Genomic DNA, 13,199 nt, shown 5'->3' on the forward strand with positions numbered 1-13,199 from the left:
GTTCCACCAAACAAAGATCGAGCAACGGGGAGGCGGCGATGGATTTCGCTCTAACAGATGAGCAAAGGATGCTCCAGGAAACGGCGCGCCGTTTCGCCCAGGCGGAGCTGCCGGATATCGCGAAACAGGTGGAGCAGAGCGGCGACCCTGTCCCCCATGACATCGTGAAACGCTATGCGGAGTTGGGCTTTTTGGGCATGAACCTGGACCCGGCCCTTGGCGGGGGCGGCATGAGCCACCTGGACGCCGTTCTGGTATTGGAAGAAGTGGCGAAAATCTCAATCGCCGTCGCCTTTCCGATTTTCGAGGCATGTTTCGGCCCCACCCTGGCCGTGGCGCATTTTGCCCCGGATGAATTGAAACAACGCATCATCCCCAAAGTCTGTTCAGGCGACCTCATCGTCGCTGTCGCCATGTCCGAACCGGATGCGGGAACGGCCTTGACCGACCTGACGACCAAAGCCCAACTCCACGGTGACAAGGTTATTCTCAATGGCCGTAAGCGCTGGTGTTCCGGCGCGGGTCATTCAGGCGCCTATGTTGTCTATTGCCGCCTGTCGGATGATCCGGGCGCGAAAGGCATCGGCGCGGTTCTGGTGGAAAAGGACACATCCGGCTTCAGTTTCGGCAAGCGGGAACACCATATGGGTTTCCGCGGGGTGCCCACCTGCGACATGTATTTCGACGATGTCGAAGTGCCGATCCAGAACGTCATCGTCCCGGCGGGCGGCTTCCGCAAACTGATGGAAGCTTTCGACTTGGAACGTTGCGGCAATACGACGATGAGCCTTGCGGTCGGACAATCGGCCTTCGACCATGTCCTGGACTATGTGCAGGAACGTGAACAGTTCGGGAAACCCATTGTCGACTTCCAGGCGGTGCAAATGCAGATCGCAGAAATGAAAATGAAGCTCGATGCTTCGCGGCTTCTGCTCTACCGCGCTGTGGTGAATGCGGAAGCGGGACTGCCATCGGTCGCGGATAGTTCCATTGCCAAATGCTTCGCGAATGAAATGGTGCGCGAGGTGACGGGCAAGGCGATGCAGTTGATGGGCGGTTATGGCTATTCCACGGAATATCCGGCCGAACAGAAGATGCGGGATGCCTGGGGCTGGGGCATCGCCGGTGGGTCGATCGATATCCAGAAAGTGAATATCGCCAGCGCGCTCGTCGGGCGGCGGTTCTCCCAAAGGGCTGGGTGATGGGGATGCAGGAAGAAGATCTGCCGCTTTCCGGCATTCGGGTATTGGATCTGACAACTGTTATTTTCGGCCCGTTCGCTGGACAAATCCTGGGCGATTTCGGGGCCGATGTCATCAAGGTCGAAGCCCCCGGCGGGGACCAGACACGTGCCGTCGGCGCTTCGCGAGAAGAAGGGATGGGCGCACTGTTCCTGGGCTGCAACCGCAATAAGCGCAGCGTGGTTCTGGACCTGAAACAGAAGACCCATGCCGAGGCTTTGTGGAAATTGATCGAGGGCGCGGATGTGCTGATGCACAATGTCCGGCCCCAAAAATTCAAGACGCTGGGTTTCGACGCGGATACGGTCCTCGCCCGCAAACCGTCGTTGATCTATGCGGGCCTGCATGGCTTCTGGGAAGAAGGCCCTTATGGCGGCATGCCTGCCTATGACGATGTGGTTCAGGGGTTGAGCGGCTTTGCCGGCTCCTTCACGGAACGGGACGGGGCGCCAATGCTTGCCCCGTCTGTCATCGCCGACAAATCCTCAGGCCTGATGGCGGTGAACGGTATCCTCGCTGCCCTGCTGCGTCGGGCGCGGACCGGCAAGGGCGGCTATGTTGAAATTGGCATGCTGGAAGGCTTGACCGGTTTCAACTTGGTCGAACATCTGCAGGGCCTCAACTTTGACCCGCCGGAAGGACCGGCAGGGTACCGCCGCGCGCTGTCGCCGGGACGGCGGCCGTATAAGACGAAGGACGGTTATATCTGCATCCTGGCCTATACGGACAAGCAATGGGCTGCGTTCTGGGATGTGGTTGGGCGGGCCGATCTGGCACAGGATGAACGCTTCACCACCATGGGGTCCCGCGCCAGAAACATTGATGCGCTCTATGACGAAGCGGGCGCGTCCCTGGAGCAACGTACATCCGACGAATGGCTGACCTTGTTGCGCAAAGGCGAGATACCGTGCGGGCCGGTGAACAATCTTGGAGACCTACCAAACGATCCGCATCTTCAGGCCGTGAATTTTTTCCGGCCCTACGATCATCCCAGCCAGGGTAAGATGCGGGTCGCGGAAACGCCGTATAAATTCGACCGGGAATCCCTGCCGGTCCGGCATCATCACCCGCGGCTGAACGAACACGGTGCGGAAGTCTTGCGCGAAGCAGGCTGCACGGAAGATCAAATCCGAAACATTATCGGAACTGAGGAATAGGTAGGAGAGTTGGCCATGAAGGCGATGCGGATCGAAGGCGACTGGGGCCTGGAGAATTTGAAACAGGTCGACTTGCCCGACCCCGAACCGGGTCCGGGCGAGGTGGTGATCGGGATGGACGCCGTCTCCATCAACCCGCGCGATTTGATCCTGGCCGGCGGCGGCTACGGGCGCGTCGGCGGCACCCCGCCTTTGATCCCGCTTTGCGACGGGGCCGGTAAAATCACCGCCATCGGCGACGGCGTTGAAAATTTCGCGGTGGGCGATTTGGTTTGCCCGACATACAGCCGGTTATGGATGCGCGGGTTGGCTTCCCCTGACGCCTATAAAGGCGCGCATGGCGGCCCGCTCGACGGTACGGCGCAGGAAATGATGTTGATACCGGCCAACGCTGTCGTGCGCACACCGCGGCACATGTCCGCTGAGGAAGCGGCGACACTGCCCTGTGCCGCGATCACCGCCTGGAACGCGCTGGCCGAACAGGGCGACGTGAAGCCCGGCGACAAGGTGTTGGTACAAGGCACCGGCGGTGTCAGTCTGTTCGCTTTGCAATTCGCCAAGGCGATGGGGGCGGAGGTCTATCTGATTTCCTCAAGCGATGAGAAACTGGAACGCGCCAAGGCGATGGGCGCGGACCACCTGCTGAACTACCGCGACGTACCCGATTGGCACAAATCGATCCTGAAGATGACGGATGGCAAGGGTGTCGATCATGTGGTCGAAGTAGGCGGTAGCGGCACGCTGGAAAAATCCACCGCCGTCGTCCGCTATAGCGGCACGATCAGCATGATCGGCGTGTTGGGTGGCGCCAGCGGCGAGTTCGGTCTGGGCCGCGTCGTGACACGGAACCTGCGCCTTCAGGGCGTCACCTGCGGCAGCAAGGAAATGTTCGAAAACATGGTCCGCGCCCTGGAACTCCACCAGATCCGCCCCGCCATCGACCCGGCCGCGGAGTTCCAATTGAAGGACCTTGCCAAGGCGTTGAAGTCGCTCCCCGAAGGCAAGCATTTCGGCAAAATCGTGGGAATCGTTTAACCTTTGGTAGAACAGGGGAATGAGTCAGGTTAAACTCCAACTTATTCCAGTTCTATGGACGAAGGGTCATCTATGCGCATCCTGAAACCGTTAGTCGTTTCTGCACTCGCTGTGGTTATTCTCGCGATGACGGCACAGTCAGTCACGGCGTCGTCTGCGGACGAGGACGCGCTGCGCAAATGCGATGAATTGGCTGCAAGCTCACTCGATGACCAGCGCACAGCTCCGGCAGTTTATAGCATCCCGCCTGAAGCGATCGAATGGTGCGAACGCGCGCATCGTGCATACCCTGAAAATGGCAGAATATTCTTTCAAAAGTCCCTGATTGGTAGGGAATTGCGAGACCCGACTTTGGTCGACGACATGTTGAAGGTAATCGAATTGGGACACGATGCCGGATACGCCGTCTTGGGCCGCATTGCCAAGAAATCTCGGCAAGAGGTTGGCGGATATTCCTACGACGATCTTTTGAAAATTGGACTGGAGAAAGGCATGTCTTGGGCGCTTTACGACCGCGGCAAATGGTATGAGGAAGGCCGCGACAAGCCGCCCGAGCAAGAATATCCAACACCGCACTATGAGACAGCGCTGGAGTTCTACGAACGCGCGGCAGCGAAAGGGTACTCTGCCGGCGAGCTCGCAGCTGGTTCTTTGTACTACATTGGATTCATGGGTAAGGACAAAGATACGCGCTGGCAGGGTGTTCCATACTTTGTTCGCGCCGCCAAAATGGGGGACCCGATGGGGGCTTATCTTGCAGGCAAAGCCTATCTGGATGGGAGCGTGGTTGAGCAAGATATTGAGAAGGGCCTGGACTACTATCTGGAAGCATATCTGGGCAGCGGAACAGGCTCAATGTTCGTCGTGAACGACTTGCTTTGGCGAGCAAAGGAAACAGAAATGCAAGTAAAACACAAAATTTGGCAAACGCTATGTGAAGATTCTGATACCGAAGATTTTGACGTCAAAGCTTACTTTAAATTCCTGCAAAAAGACGATTTCGATTGCGGGTCGTAATCAGGATTGCTGAGTCGAAGACAAGTCGGGTCCAATGAGATGCTTTGCTGGATACGTTGATGTTGGATGACGCAGAAGTTCAAGCATTCCAGTCATCTTATCGTAGAGCATCAATTGCCCGTACTATTTTGGCGTTCCTGGTTTGTCCGGCTCTGCCGTATCTATCGGTCGTTGTGATTCTCAGTTCCAGTTGGGCAGAATCTCTTGATGACACCCTGAAGATCACATTCCTGCTCAGTAGTATGGCGGCCGGCATGGTTGCGCTTATTGTGGGCTTGCCGATGTATCTTCTGCTTTGCCGGTGGTGCGCTCTAAGCCTCGGTCACTTCCTGTTCTGGGGCGGAATGATCGCCTTCGTCCTGAGCCTTCCGGTTTTCCTTGTAATGCCCATAACTATTCCGTTGGGCGTCGTCTTATCGACGTTGCTTTGGCTCACTCTCGTAAAACTGCCGCCGGTCCGTATCGGCGCGTGGACGATTTAACCGCCCACGGCTCAAAACTTCAGCCCTTTAGATACGCTTCAAGCCGGTCCATCGCTTCGGCGATGCGCTCGGGCTTTTGCGCGAAGCACAAGCGGTACCAGCCTTCTGCTCCGGGGCCGAACGCGGTGCCGGGCGCGATGCCGACCTTCACCTTGCGAACAATATCCTGCGCGGTGGCCAGCGTGTCCTCGCCATCTTCGATCTGGAAGAAGGCGTAGAAGCTGGCTTCGGGTGCGGCGAAATTCTTGATCCGCGGCAGGTTCGGCAGGCGTTGGGTGACGATGTCGCGTCCGCGCCGGCAATACTCGGTCATTTCCTTGACGAAACCCTCACCGTCTTCGATCGCGGTCTTGGCAGCGCGCTGCAGGAAGGGGGGAACGCAGGAATAATTGAACTCGATCAGGTTGCCCAACAGCTCCCCGATCTGCGGCGGGTGGATGATCCAGCCGATGCGCCAGCCTGTCATGGCCCAACTTTTGGAAAAGCTGTTGACGACCAATAGCGGGTCGTTCGGCTGGGCGTGTTGCAGGAAGGAGGGGGCTGCCTTCCCTTCATAGACCATGCGGGCATAGACCTCGTCCGCGATGATCCAGATGCCTTTTTCGCGCGCGAAGTCCAACAGTTCCTTCTGCTGATCGCCCGGCATTACCCAGCCCGTGGGATTGTTCGGGGAGTTGACGAAGATGACCTTCGTACGGTCGTCGCAGGCCGCTTTCAGCTTCTCCAGGTCCAGACCGAACCCGTGATCGCCGGGGGTCAGGGTGACATAGCGCGGCTCCCCGCCCAGGGTTCGGACGGCGGATTGCGCGTTCGGCCAAACCGGGCTGACAATGATCGCGTTGTCGCCTTCCGTGATCAGCGCCTGCAGGCAAAGCATGATGGCGCTCATCCCCGACGCGGTCAGGCTGAACCGGTCCGGTTCGATCTCGATATCGTAGAGGTCCGCCGTATAGGTGGCGAGTGATTGGATCAGCTCCGGAATGCCGCGCTTGTGCGAATAGAAGGTGTCGCCCGCGGCCATGGCTTTCGCGGCCGTGTCGCAAATGAATTGCGGCGTGCTGATATCGGTTTCGCCATACCACAGGGGGATGACATCCGGGTCGTCGAAGGCGATCTCGGCCACCGCCAGGATCTGTTGTTTTTCGATACCCGCGACATTTGGCAGGATGGGGGCGTTTCCGGCGATACCGAACGGGGATGCGGCGTCAGGCATGGGACCTCCGAGGGGCGAAAGAACTGTTTGGGGCTGGGCCGAAACTGGGCCGCGCGCGGAAAATGGCAGGTTCAGCCAAGCCGGGCAAGATGGGCAGGAATTTCTGACATATGCGGGCAGATGCTTTCCGCCCCGGCGGCGGTCAGTTTTTCCGCATGACCGTCGCCGATATGGGTCGCGCCGGTGAAGCCGATGACCCGCATGCCGGCCGCCCTGGCCGCGGCGACGCCGGTGGCGCTGTCCTCAATCACCACGGCGCGGGCCGGCGCGATGGACAAGACACCCGCCGCGTGAAGGTGCAGGTCCGGGGCAGGTTTCGGGCGGGGAACGTCCGCGGCGCTGAACAGATGTTCTTCGCTGAAATGTTTGTCCAAGCCTGTGACGGCAAGCGATTGGCGGATCCTGTCGGGCGCCGAATTGGAACAGATACAGCGTAGATGCGTCATCTCCCGAAGCAGGGCGTCGACGCCGTCGAGTGCTTCCAGTTCGCTTCCCAAACGCCCCCGTGCCGCAACGCGAATTTGGTCTAGGATGTCCCGCGGCAGATCCTTGCCGGATTCGGCGGCGATGACATCGGCCATGGACATATCGGTCTGTCCGGCGAAACGGTCGATCAAGATACGGGGCGGTATGTCGATCTCATGCAGGCCCAGCTGATCCGACCAGACCAGGGCCATCAGCCATTCGCTGTCGACCAACACGCCGTCCATGTCGAAGATCACCAGATCGATCATGCCACACTCCCAAAAAATTAATACGCGCCGGTTTCAGTTACCTGTTTCGAAGCCGGTCGGGAAGGGCTGCCGCGAAGGCGCCCGTGATAAACAGGGTGGCCACCCACCAGGTTTGCCAAGCGCCATGCCCGAAATAGGCCAGCACAAAGGCGGCGGCCAGCAACCCCAATCTGGCGGCGCGCGGCGCGGGTGGCCCGGTCCACCCCGCGAAAGCAAGCATGGTGACAAGCGCGCCGAGGATTGCCGCACCGACAATGCCGAGATCAAGCCAGATCTGCAGGATGGCGCTGCCTTGGTGGGGCAGGGTGCCGGACGGGCCCGCCGCCGCGTTCAATCCCCCACCTAGTCCTAGGCCCAATAGCGGCCGGTTGGATATCGCGTCCGATAGGGCCAAGGCGCCCGGCATTAATCGCTGGATCAGTCCGCTTTGGGCGGCCAGGACCGGCGCGGCAAAGATCGCGATGACCGACACGGACCCCAAAAGCCCGGCCGTGATCCGGGGCAGAACCGCGGCAAGACCGGCGGCCATGCCACCCACAAGCCAGGCAAGAACGATGGCTTGGGCATTCGCCCCCGCCTGGACGAGACCGGCGGTCATCAGCAAGACAAGGGCCTGAACAGGTTTGTCGGTGTGAAACAAAAACCCAGCCGCCGGCCAAGACAGAAGCAGCAATGCCGTGCCGGGAAGGGCGCTGTCGGCATCGGCTTTCAACAGGCCGGTGAGCGGGTTGTCGGCCAGCCGATCGAATAGAAACAACGCGCAGTACGCCCAGACGGTGGGGATAAGCCATCGGCCGAGAAGGCGCTTGTCCTTCTCCCGCAACTCCCGCGCAAAGGTAACCAGCAGAACGCCGAACCCGGTGAAAATAGCGAGTTTCAAGAACCCGTCGATTGCCTGCCTATCCCCGGTGGACCAGAACAGCGACAGGCCGACCCAGATCAACAGAGCGACCAGCGGGTAGAGATAACGCTGCCGTCTGATTGGCCCCGATCCGCTGACCGGATTGGTCATCAGGGCTAGGCCGCCAATGGTGAGCAGTAGAACGGAGAAGTTATCCGGCGCGATCAGGCCGACCGGCGCTGACAGGAAGGCGAGCGCGCAGAGCAGGTAAAGCTGCGGCGGCTTTTCACCCCAACTCCATTTGACGCTGCGGGGCGGTTCTTCGCCGCCCGGCCGGGCTATTTGCGCGGTGGGCCCGCCTCCGTCACTCATGAGCGCTCAATAACCTGTTCGGCCGCGGTTGACCATGACCGGGCCTTCGATCCCCATCGACCACGCCCAGATGGCGTATATTGGTGGGTCACCCAAGCGGTAGTGCCCGCAGGGCGGCGGCCTTCTTGATCACGCGTTCGGTTTCCGACCAAAGTGACAAATCGCCGATTTCCGCGATCGGCACCCAGAAGGCTTCCGCCGCGTCGTCGCCGGCGGTCGGCTCGCCGGATTGCCATTCCGCGGCAAAATCGATCAAGGTGTAATGGTATTTGGTGCGGCCTGCCGTGTCGCCGCGGATGATGTCGACGGTATCGACCAGATGCGTGATCTCGACCGTCAATCCGGTCTCTTCCATCACTTCGCGCGCGGCGGTCTGGCGAACGGTCTCGCCCAGGTCCTGGCCGCCGCCGGGTAGGCTCAGGGAGCCCTTGTTCGGCGGCTTGCCGCGGCGGATCAGCAAGACCTCCTCGCCCCGGAAAACGATGACGCCGACGCCGACGATCGGGCGATCGGGGTATTCTCTTACGTCGGACATGGCCGCAGTCAGTCCGCTGCGTCCTCGACCTTTGGCTTGCCGAGGGCAGCCTCCAGGATCGGGGGGTCGACCTCCACATGGTAGCCGTTGGCTAGCGCGTTGGTGCGGTTGAAAGCGCCCGTCACCGCCATGACCTCGCCCAGCATCTCGTCATCAAGCCCCAATTTCCGGGCCGCCGCCGTATGGCTATGGATGCAATACTCACAGCCGTTGGTGACGGAAACCGCGATGGCGATCATTTCTTTCATCAGCGGGTCCAACCGTCCGGGCTTCATGGTTTCCTGCAAGCTGAACCAGACATCCTTCAACAGGGCCGGGTGCGATCCCATGGCTTTCCAAATATTGGGAACCCAGTCGATATTCTTACGCGCCATGATGTCGTCATAAACTTCGCGCGCTTCCGGGCTGGCGTCTTCGTATTCGACCAAGCGTACCGTCGCCATCGAATCGTCTCCTTCCTGAGTGTTTCGTTTGTGAAGAGTCTTGGAAAATGAAACGGGACGCCGAAGCGCCCCGTTCGTCAACCCGTTCGGCGACAGAACCAGCCCTAGTACATGTGCTGGCCGCCGTTGATGGAAAGTGTGGAGCCGGTTACGAAACCGCCTTCGTCGGATACCAGGAACAACACGCCGCGGGCAATTTCGCTCGCCTTACCCAGCCGGCCGACCGGGATTTTGGCGACGATCTTTTCAAGCACGTTCGGCGGCACGGCGCGCACCATGTCGGTATCGATATAGCCCGGCGCGATTGCATTGACGGTGATTCCCTTGGCCGCGCCTTCCTGGGCGAGCGCCTTGGTGAAGCCGTGGATGCCTGATTTCGCCGCGGCATAGTTGACCTGACCATATTGGCCGGCCTGCCCGTTGATGGAGCCGATATTCACGATACGACCGAAGCTGCGCTCCCGCATGCCGTCGATGACCGCGCGGCAGCAGTTGAAGCAGGACCCCAGATTGGTGTCGATGACGGCCTGCCATTGCGCATGCGTCATGCGGTGCATGGTGCCGTCCTGGGTGATCCCGGCATTGTTGACCAGGATGTCCACGGGGCCGAGATCGGCCTCGATCTGTTTGATGGCGGCGTTGGTCGCGTCGAAATCGGAGACGTCGAACTTATAGACCGCGATACCGGTTTCGTCCTTGAACTTGTTGGCGACTTCGTCGTTCCCACCATAAGCGGCGGCGACGGTGTACCCGGCCTCTTTCAGGCCTGTGGCGATGGCTGCGCCGATACCGCGCGTTCCGCCGGTTACCAATGCTACCCGCGACATATCCTCATTCCTCCCATCCTGTGATCGAACGTGATGTGCTCCCTGCTGCCGGGCAAGACCTTTCCAAGCCCGCAACATGATGAAAACACTAGAGCATGTTACCGCGACATGGAACCGCAGAGATCAGGATCTGGGCGGATATATTCAGTTTTTAATCTTCGATGTCGTACAACAGGTCCTCAAGTTCCTCGATCTCGAAACTCAGGTCCTCTTTCGCTTGGCGGTCCTTCTCGGTCTTCAGGGTCGCGCGCATCGTCTTCAACGCTTTGCGGATCTCCGCCGCCGCCGTTTTCATTCGCCGGGGCGTGACATCGGTCAGCACCACGTCCTGCAGCATCATCAGTTCCGCGAAAGCGTCCGGGTCGTTCTTGCCCAGATCCGTCAGCCTTTGATCCAGCTCCAGCCAGGTATCGTCCCAGGCATCGTACAGATCCTGCAGCGCCGGGGGCTTCCTGCGCCCCCTGATCGCTTTCATCGACTCTTCGACCTGGACCATCAGGCGGACGAACTGCCATACAGGCATGCGAAGTTCGGACATGACGTGCTTCTCTCCTGTCGCCCACTTTTGATCCGTCACGGGGCTGGTGGCGCGGCTGACCAAAACCGAATAGACTTTTTTTGCCGATTGGGTCGGGTGTCGATAAGGGCCTGGGCCCGCCCGACAAACGCGGCCATGGTAAAAACAAGAACCGGATTGGGCTTATAGTATGGCGGAAGCTGATAGGAAACCGGGCGCTATCCGGAATGTTCTTTTCATCATGGCCGATCAGTTCCGCTGGGACTATATGGGCTGTGCCGGCCATCCGACCCTGTCGACCCCCGCATTGGACGGGTTGGCCCGCCGGGGCGTGCGTTTCACCAATGCCTATGTTCAGGCGGCGATTTGCGGCCCATCGCGAATGTCCTTCTACTCAGGCCTCTATATGGCCAATCATGGGGCGACGCTGAATGGCGTTCCGCTGCCGGTCGGCACCAAGACGCTGGGTGACTATCTGCGTCCGCTGGGTCTGCGCACCGCACTTGCCGGCAAGACCCATATGGCGGCCGACCGCGCCGGGATCGACCGGCTGGGGCTGACCGGCGTCGAAGGGGTTTTCGCGGGCCAAGCCGGGTTCGAACCCTATTTGCGCGATGACGGGCTTCACCCGACCGGGATCGTCGATCCTGAATTGGCCTACAACAAGTTCCTACACGAAAAAGGCTATGGGGGGGAAAACCCCTGGCATGACTATGCCAACGCCGCCGAAGGCCCGAATGGCGAGATACTGTCGGGTTGGGTGATGCGGCACGCTAATCTGCCGGCCCGGGTACGGGAAGAACATTCGGAAACGCCTTGGATGACTGATCAGGCGATTCGATTCATCCGCGACCAGGGCGAGGATCCATGGTGTCTGCATCTAAGTTATATCAAACCGCATTGGCCCTATATCGCGCCCGCGCCGTATCACGACATGTACAGCCCGGCGGATATCAACCCACCGATCAGGAGTGAGGCGGAACGTAAGAACCCCCATCCTGTCGTCGGGGCTTTCATGCGGCACGATGAAAGCGTCAATTTCGCCGAGCAGGTCGTCCGCGACCGCGTCGTGCCCACCTATATGGGCTTGGTGAAACAGTTGGACGATGCGTTGGCGCGGCTGTTCGCGGAACTGGATGCGCTTGGCCGGTGGGAGGATACGCTGGTCGTCTTCACCGCCGACCATGGCGATTATCTGGGCGATCACTGGTTGGGGGAGAAAGAGCTGTTCCACGACAGTTCCACGAAAATCCCGATGATCCTTGCCGGGCCCGGTTTGGAGCGGGGCGTGGAGAACGATCGACTGGTGGAAGCAATCGACCTGGTTCCAACCTTCATCGACGCGCTTGGCGGCGATGTTCCCGCACATGAACTGGACGGGCGCAGTCTGATGCCTTTCCTGAAGGGCGAAGATCCGGACGACTGGCGCGACATCGCGATTTGTGAGCTGGACTATGCCGTGCGGGAAGCCCGCCGTGACCTGGGCCTCGACACAACCCAGGCACGCGCCTGGATGGTCCGGACGGAACGCTGGAAATATATCGAATATCTCGGCTTCCCACCGCAGCTCTTCGACCTGTTCGAGGACCCCGACGAATTGGTCGATTTGGGCGAGGATGGGCACTACAACCCGGTCTGCGCCGAATTGCGCGAACGCCTGTTCGATTGGTTCCAGCGGCGGAAAATGCGTCGGACCCTGTCGGATGCGACGGTGGAGGCCCGGACCTCAACCTGGAAAAGCCGCGGCATCACTTTCGGGGAGTGGTAGTCGCCTGAGCTGGGGCCGCCGGGCTTCCTGCTCCGTCGGGTTCAGGGCGTCGGGGTTCAGCACGTAACGGCTGATATCCTCAATCACCACGGCGGCGTTCAAATCCCGCAACAGCATGTGGAAGCCGCGTGAATAGAGGCGCAGTTTCCAGTGGCCGTTCCTGGGCAAGGTATCGATCATCGACTGCCATGCATCCGCGGGCAGAATGTCTTCCTTGGCACCATACAGGATCAAGCTGTCATGGCGCAGCCGCGGGGCGGCTTCCCGGGCCGCATCCATAAGATTGACCAGGCCCCACAGCGCGTCGATCCGGGTGCGTTTGATGATCAGCGGGTCGCGGCCCAGGGCCTGCAACATCTCGATATTGTCGGACGGCACCCGCCGGATGTGCTGCGGCGAAACTTCCAGCCAAGGCAGCGTGTTTGCCAAAAGGTCCAAGCTGACCCTTTGCCATCCGGGCATTGTGTCGCGGCCCCACACCGCCGGTGCCGACAACACCAGCCGGTCGGCAGGCAGGTCCGGGTACCGGGCGGCGGCGGCCATGACGACTGCCGCCCCCATGCTCTCACCCAGCACCACGAGCGGAGCCTTCGGATAGCGATCCCGCACCAGGCGCGCGGCGTTCAGCAAATCGTCGGTCATTGTCTCGACCCCGGCCCAGCGGCCGCGATGGGGGGCCTCTCCGAAGCCGCGCTGGTCGTAGGCGATGGTCAGAATCCCGTCCTTGGACCAGGCCCGCGCTGGAGTGTCGAAGGCGTTCGAATAGTCGTTGAAACCATGCAACGCCAAAACGATGGCGGTCGGGCCCGCATGCCCGGCGGCCAGCATGACCTCCGGGTCCCAGCGGCGCAGCGGTAGTTCCGCGCCGTCCGCCATGATGAAGGCGTCTTCGGTCATCACGGGCGCCTGGCTGGCAGGGCCCTGTGGATAGAGGTAAGGGGTGCAGGCGGAAACAAGGGCCAGACAGGCCAGCACAAAGGCATTCCGAAACATCGATCCGGAAGAACCCATCGGCTC

At 60.3% G+C, this 13,199-nt stretch carries 14 protein-coding genes; 6 read left to right on the forward strand and 8 right to left on the reverse strand.

Annotation, left to right across the window (positions count from 1 at the left end; all coding sequences use genetic code 11):
- Positions 1 to 38 precede the first annotated feature (38 nt).
- The 5 genes from EOI86_RS14115 (at position 39) to EOI86_RS14135 (ending at position 4,932) form a co-directional block, all read left to right on the forward strand.
- Positions 39 to 1,202: an acyl-CoA dehydrogenase family protein gene (locus EOI86_RS14115; protein ID WP_127765819.1), complete on the forward strand. Its 1,164-nt coding sequence runs from the start codon at positions 39 to 41 to the stop codon at positions 1,200 to 1,202.
- A gap of 5 nt (positions 1,203 to 1,207) precedes the next feature.
- On the forward strand, positions 1,208 to 2,398 hold the full coding sequence (locus EOI86_RS14120) for a CaiB/BaiF CoA transferase family protein (RefSeq protein WP_127765820.1): 1,191 nt from the start codon (positions 1,208 to 1,210) through the stop codon (positions 2,396 to 2,398).
- A 15-nt stretch (positions 2,399 to 2,413) separates the two neighbouring features.
- A complete protein-coding gene (locus EOI86_RS14125) occupies positions 2,414 to 3,433 on the forward strand; it encodes a zinc-dependent alcohol dehydrogenase family protein (RefSeq protein ID WP_127765821.1) in 1,020 nt (339 codons plus the stop codon).
- A gap of 72 nt (positions 3,434 to 3,505) precedes the next feature.
- Entirely contained in the window at positions 3,506 to 4,450 is a 945-nt protein-coding gene (locus EOI86_RS14130; protein ID WP_161973836.1) for a tetratricopeptide repeat protein, read from the forward strand.
- A gap of 59 nt (positions 4,451 to 4,509) precedes the next feature.
- On the forward strand, positions 4,510 to 4,932 hold the full coding sequence (locus EOI86_RS14135) for a hypothetical protein (protein WP_127765823.1): 423 nt from the start codon (positions 4,510 to 4,512) through the stop codon (positions 4,930 to 4,932).
- A gap of 19 nt (positions 4,933 to 4,951) precedes the next feature.
- Here the strand turns inward: EOI86_RS14135 and EOI86_RS14140 are convergent, their stop codons facing one another.
- The 7 genes from EOI86_RS14140 to EOI86_RS14170 all read right to left on the reverse strand — a co-directional run bounded on the left by EOI86_RS14140 (position 4,952) and on the right by EOI86_RS14170 (position 10,435).
- Entirely contained in the window at positions 4,952 to 6,145 is a 1,194-nt protein-coding gene (locus EOI86_RS14140; RefSeq protein ID WP_127765824.1) for a pyridoxal phosphate-dependent aminotransferase, read from the reverse strand.
- A gap of 71 nt (positions 6,146 to 6,216) precedes the next feature.
- Entirely contained in the window at positions 6,217 to 6,879 is a 663-nt protein-coding gene (locus tag EOI86_RS14145) for an HAD family hydrolase (protein WP_127765825.1), read from the reverse strand.
- A gap of 37 nt (positions 6,880 to 6,916) precedes the next feature.
- Positions 6,917 to 8,092 (reverse strand): hypothetical protein, encoded by a 1,176-nt coding sequence (locus EOI86_RS14150; RefSeq protein ID WP_127765826.1) that lies wholly within the window; start codon positions 8,090 to 8,092, stop codon positions 6,917 to 6,919.
- Between the two features lie 88 nt (positions 8,093 to 8,180).
- A complete protein-coding gene (locus EOI86_RS14155) occupies positions 8,181 to 8,627 on the reverse strand; it encodes an NUDIX hydrolase (RefSeq protein ID WP_127765827.1) in 447 nt (148 codons plus the stop codon).
- Between the two features lie 8 nt (positions 8,628 to 8,635).
- Positions 8,636 to 9,070, reverse strand: coding sequence for a carboxymuconolactone decarboxylase family protein (locus EOI86_RS14160; protein WP_127765828.1), 435 nt, complete (start codon positions 9,068 to 9,070; stop codon positions 8,636 to 8,638).
- Between the two features lie 104 nt (positions 9,071 to 9,174).
- Positions 9,175 to 9,897 (reverse strand): acetoacetyl-CoA reductase, encoded by a 723-nt coding sequence (gene phbB, locus EOI86_RS14165; protein WP_127765829.1) that lies wholly within the window; start codon positions 9,895 to 9,897, stop codon positions 9,175 to 9,177.
- A 151-nt stretch (positions 9,898 to 10,048) separates the two neighbouring features.
- On the reverse strand, positions 10,049 to 10,435 hold the full coding sequence (locus tag EOI86_RS14170; protein ID WP_127765830.1) for a hypothetical protein: 387 nt from the start codon (positions 10,433 to 10,435) through the stop codon (positions 10,049 to 10,051).
- A 169-nt stretch (positions 10,436 to 10,604) separates the two neighbouring features.
- On the opposite strand from EOI86_RS14170, the gene EOI86_RS14175 reads away from it, so the two are divergent.
- On the forward strand, positions 10,605 to 12,182 hold the full coding sequence (locus EOI86_RS14175; protein WP_127765831.1) for an alkaline phosphatase family protein: 1,578 nt from the start codon (positions 10,605 to 10,607) through the stop codon (positions 12,180 to 12,182).
- Here EOI86_RS14175 and EOI86_RS14180 read toward each other — a convergent pair.
- Positions 12,141 to 13,193, reverse strand: a complete 1,053-nt coding sequence (locus EOI86_RS14180; RefSeq protein ID WP_127765832.1) for an alpha/beta fold hydrolase — start codon at positions 13,191 to 13,193, stop codon at positions 12,141 to 12,143. The genes EOI86_RS14175 and EOI86_RS14180 overlap by 42 nt on opposite strands.
- Positions 13,194 to 13,199: the final 6 nt, after the last annotated feature.

It is taken from the genome of Hwanghaeella grinnelliae (assembly GCF_004005845.1).
Taxonomy (GTDB): Bacteria; Pseudomonadota; Alphaproteobacteria; order UBA8366; family Aestuariispiraceae; genus Hwanghaeella; species Hwanghaeella grinnelliae.

Excerpts from the sequence above, each read along its gene's own strand:
- EOI86_RS14115 (WP_127765819.1), top strand. The coding sequence starts at position 39 with ATGGATTTCGCTCTAACAGATGAGCAAAGGATGCTCCAGGAAACGGCG.
- EOI86_RS14125 (WP_127765821.1), top strand. The coding sequence starts at position 2,414 with ATGAAGGCGATGCGGATCGAAGGCGACTGGGGCCTGGAGAATTTGAAA.
- EOI86_RS14145 (WP_127765825.1), bottom strand. The coding sequence starts at position 6,879 with ATGATCGATCTGGTGATCTTCGACATGGACGGCGTGTTGGTCGACAGC.
- EOI86_RS14170 (WP_127765830.1), bottom strand. The coding sequence starts at position 10,435 with ATGTCCGAACTTCGCATGCCTGTATGGCAGTTCGTCCGCCTGATGGTC.
- EOI86_RS14155 (WP_127765827.1), bottom strand. The coding sequence starts at position 8,627 with ATGTCCGACGTAAGAGAATACCCCGATCGCCCGATCGTCGGCGTCGGC.
- EOI86_RS14120 (WP_127765820.1), top strand. The coding sequence starts at position 1,208 with ATGCAGGAAGAAGATCTGCCGCTTTCCGGCATTCGGGTATTGGATCTG.
- EOI86_RS14150 (WP_127765826.1), bottom strand. The coding sequence starts at position 8,092 with ATGAGTGACGGAGGCGGGCCCACCGCGCAAATAGCCCGGCCGGGCGGC.
- EOI86_RS14175 (WP_127765831.1), top strand. The coding sequence starts at position 10,605 with ATGGCGGAAGCTGATAGGAAACCGGGCGCTATCCGGAATGTTCTTTTC.
- EOI86_RS14180 (WP_127765832.1), bottom strand. The coding sequence starts at position 13,193 with ATGGGTTCTTCCGGATCGATGTTTCGGAATGCCTTTGTGCTGGCCTGT.
- phbB (WP_127765829.1), bottom strand. The coding sequence starts at position 9,897 with ATGTCGCGGGTAGCATTGGTAACCGGCGGAACGCGCGGTATCGGCGCA.
- EOI86_RS14135 (WP_127765823.1), top strand. The coding sequence starts at position 4,510 with ATGTTGGATGACGCAGAAGTTCAAGCATTCCAGTCATCTTATCGTAGA.
- EOI86_RS14140 (WP_127765824.1), bottom strand. The coding sequence starts at position 6,145 with ATGCCTGACGCCGCATCCCCGTTCGGTATCGCCGGAAACGCCCCCATC.
- EOI86_RS14160 (WP_127765828.1), bottom strand. The coding sequence starts at position 9,070 with ATGGCGACGGTACGCTTGGTCGAATACGAAGACGCCAGCCCGGAAGCG.
- EOI86_RS14130 (WP_161973836.1), top strand. The coding sequence starts at position 3,506 with ATGCGCATCCTGAAACCGTTAGTCGTTTCTGCACTCGCTGTGGTTATT.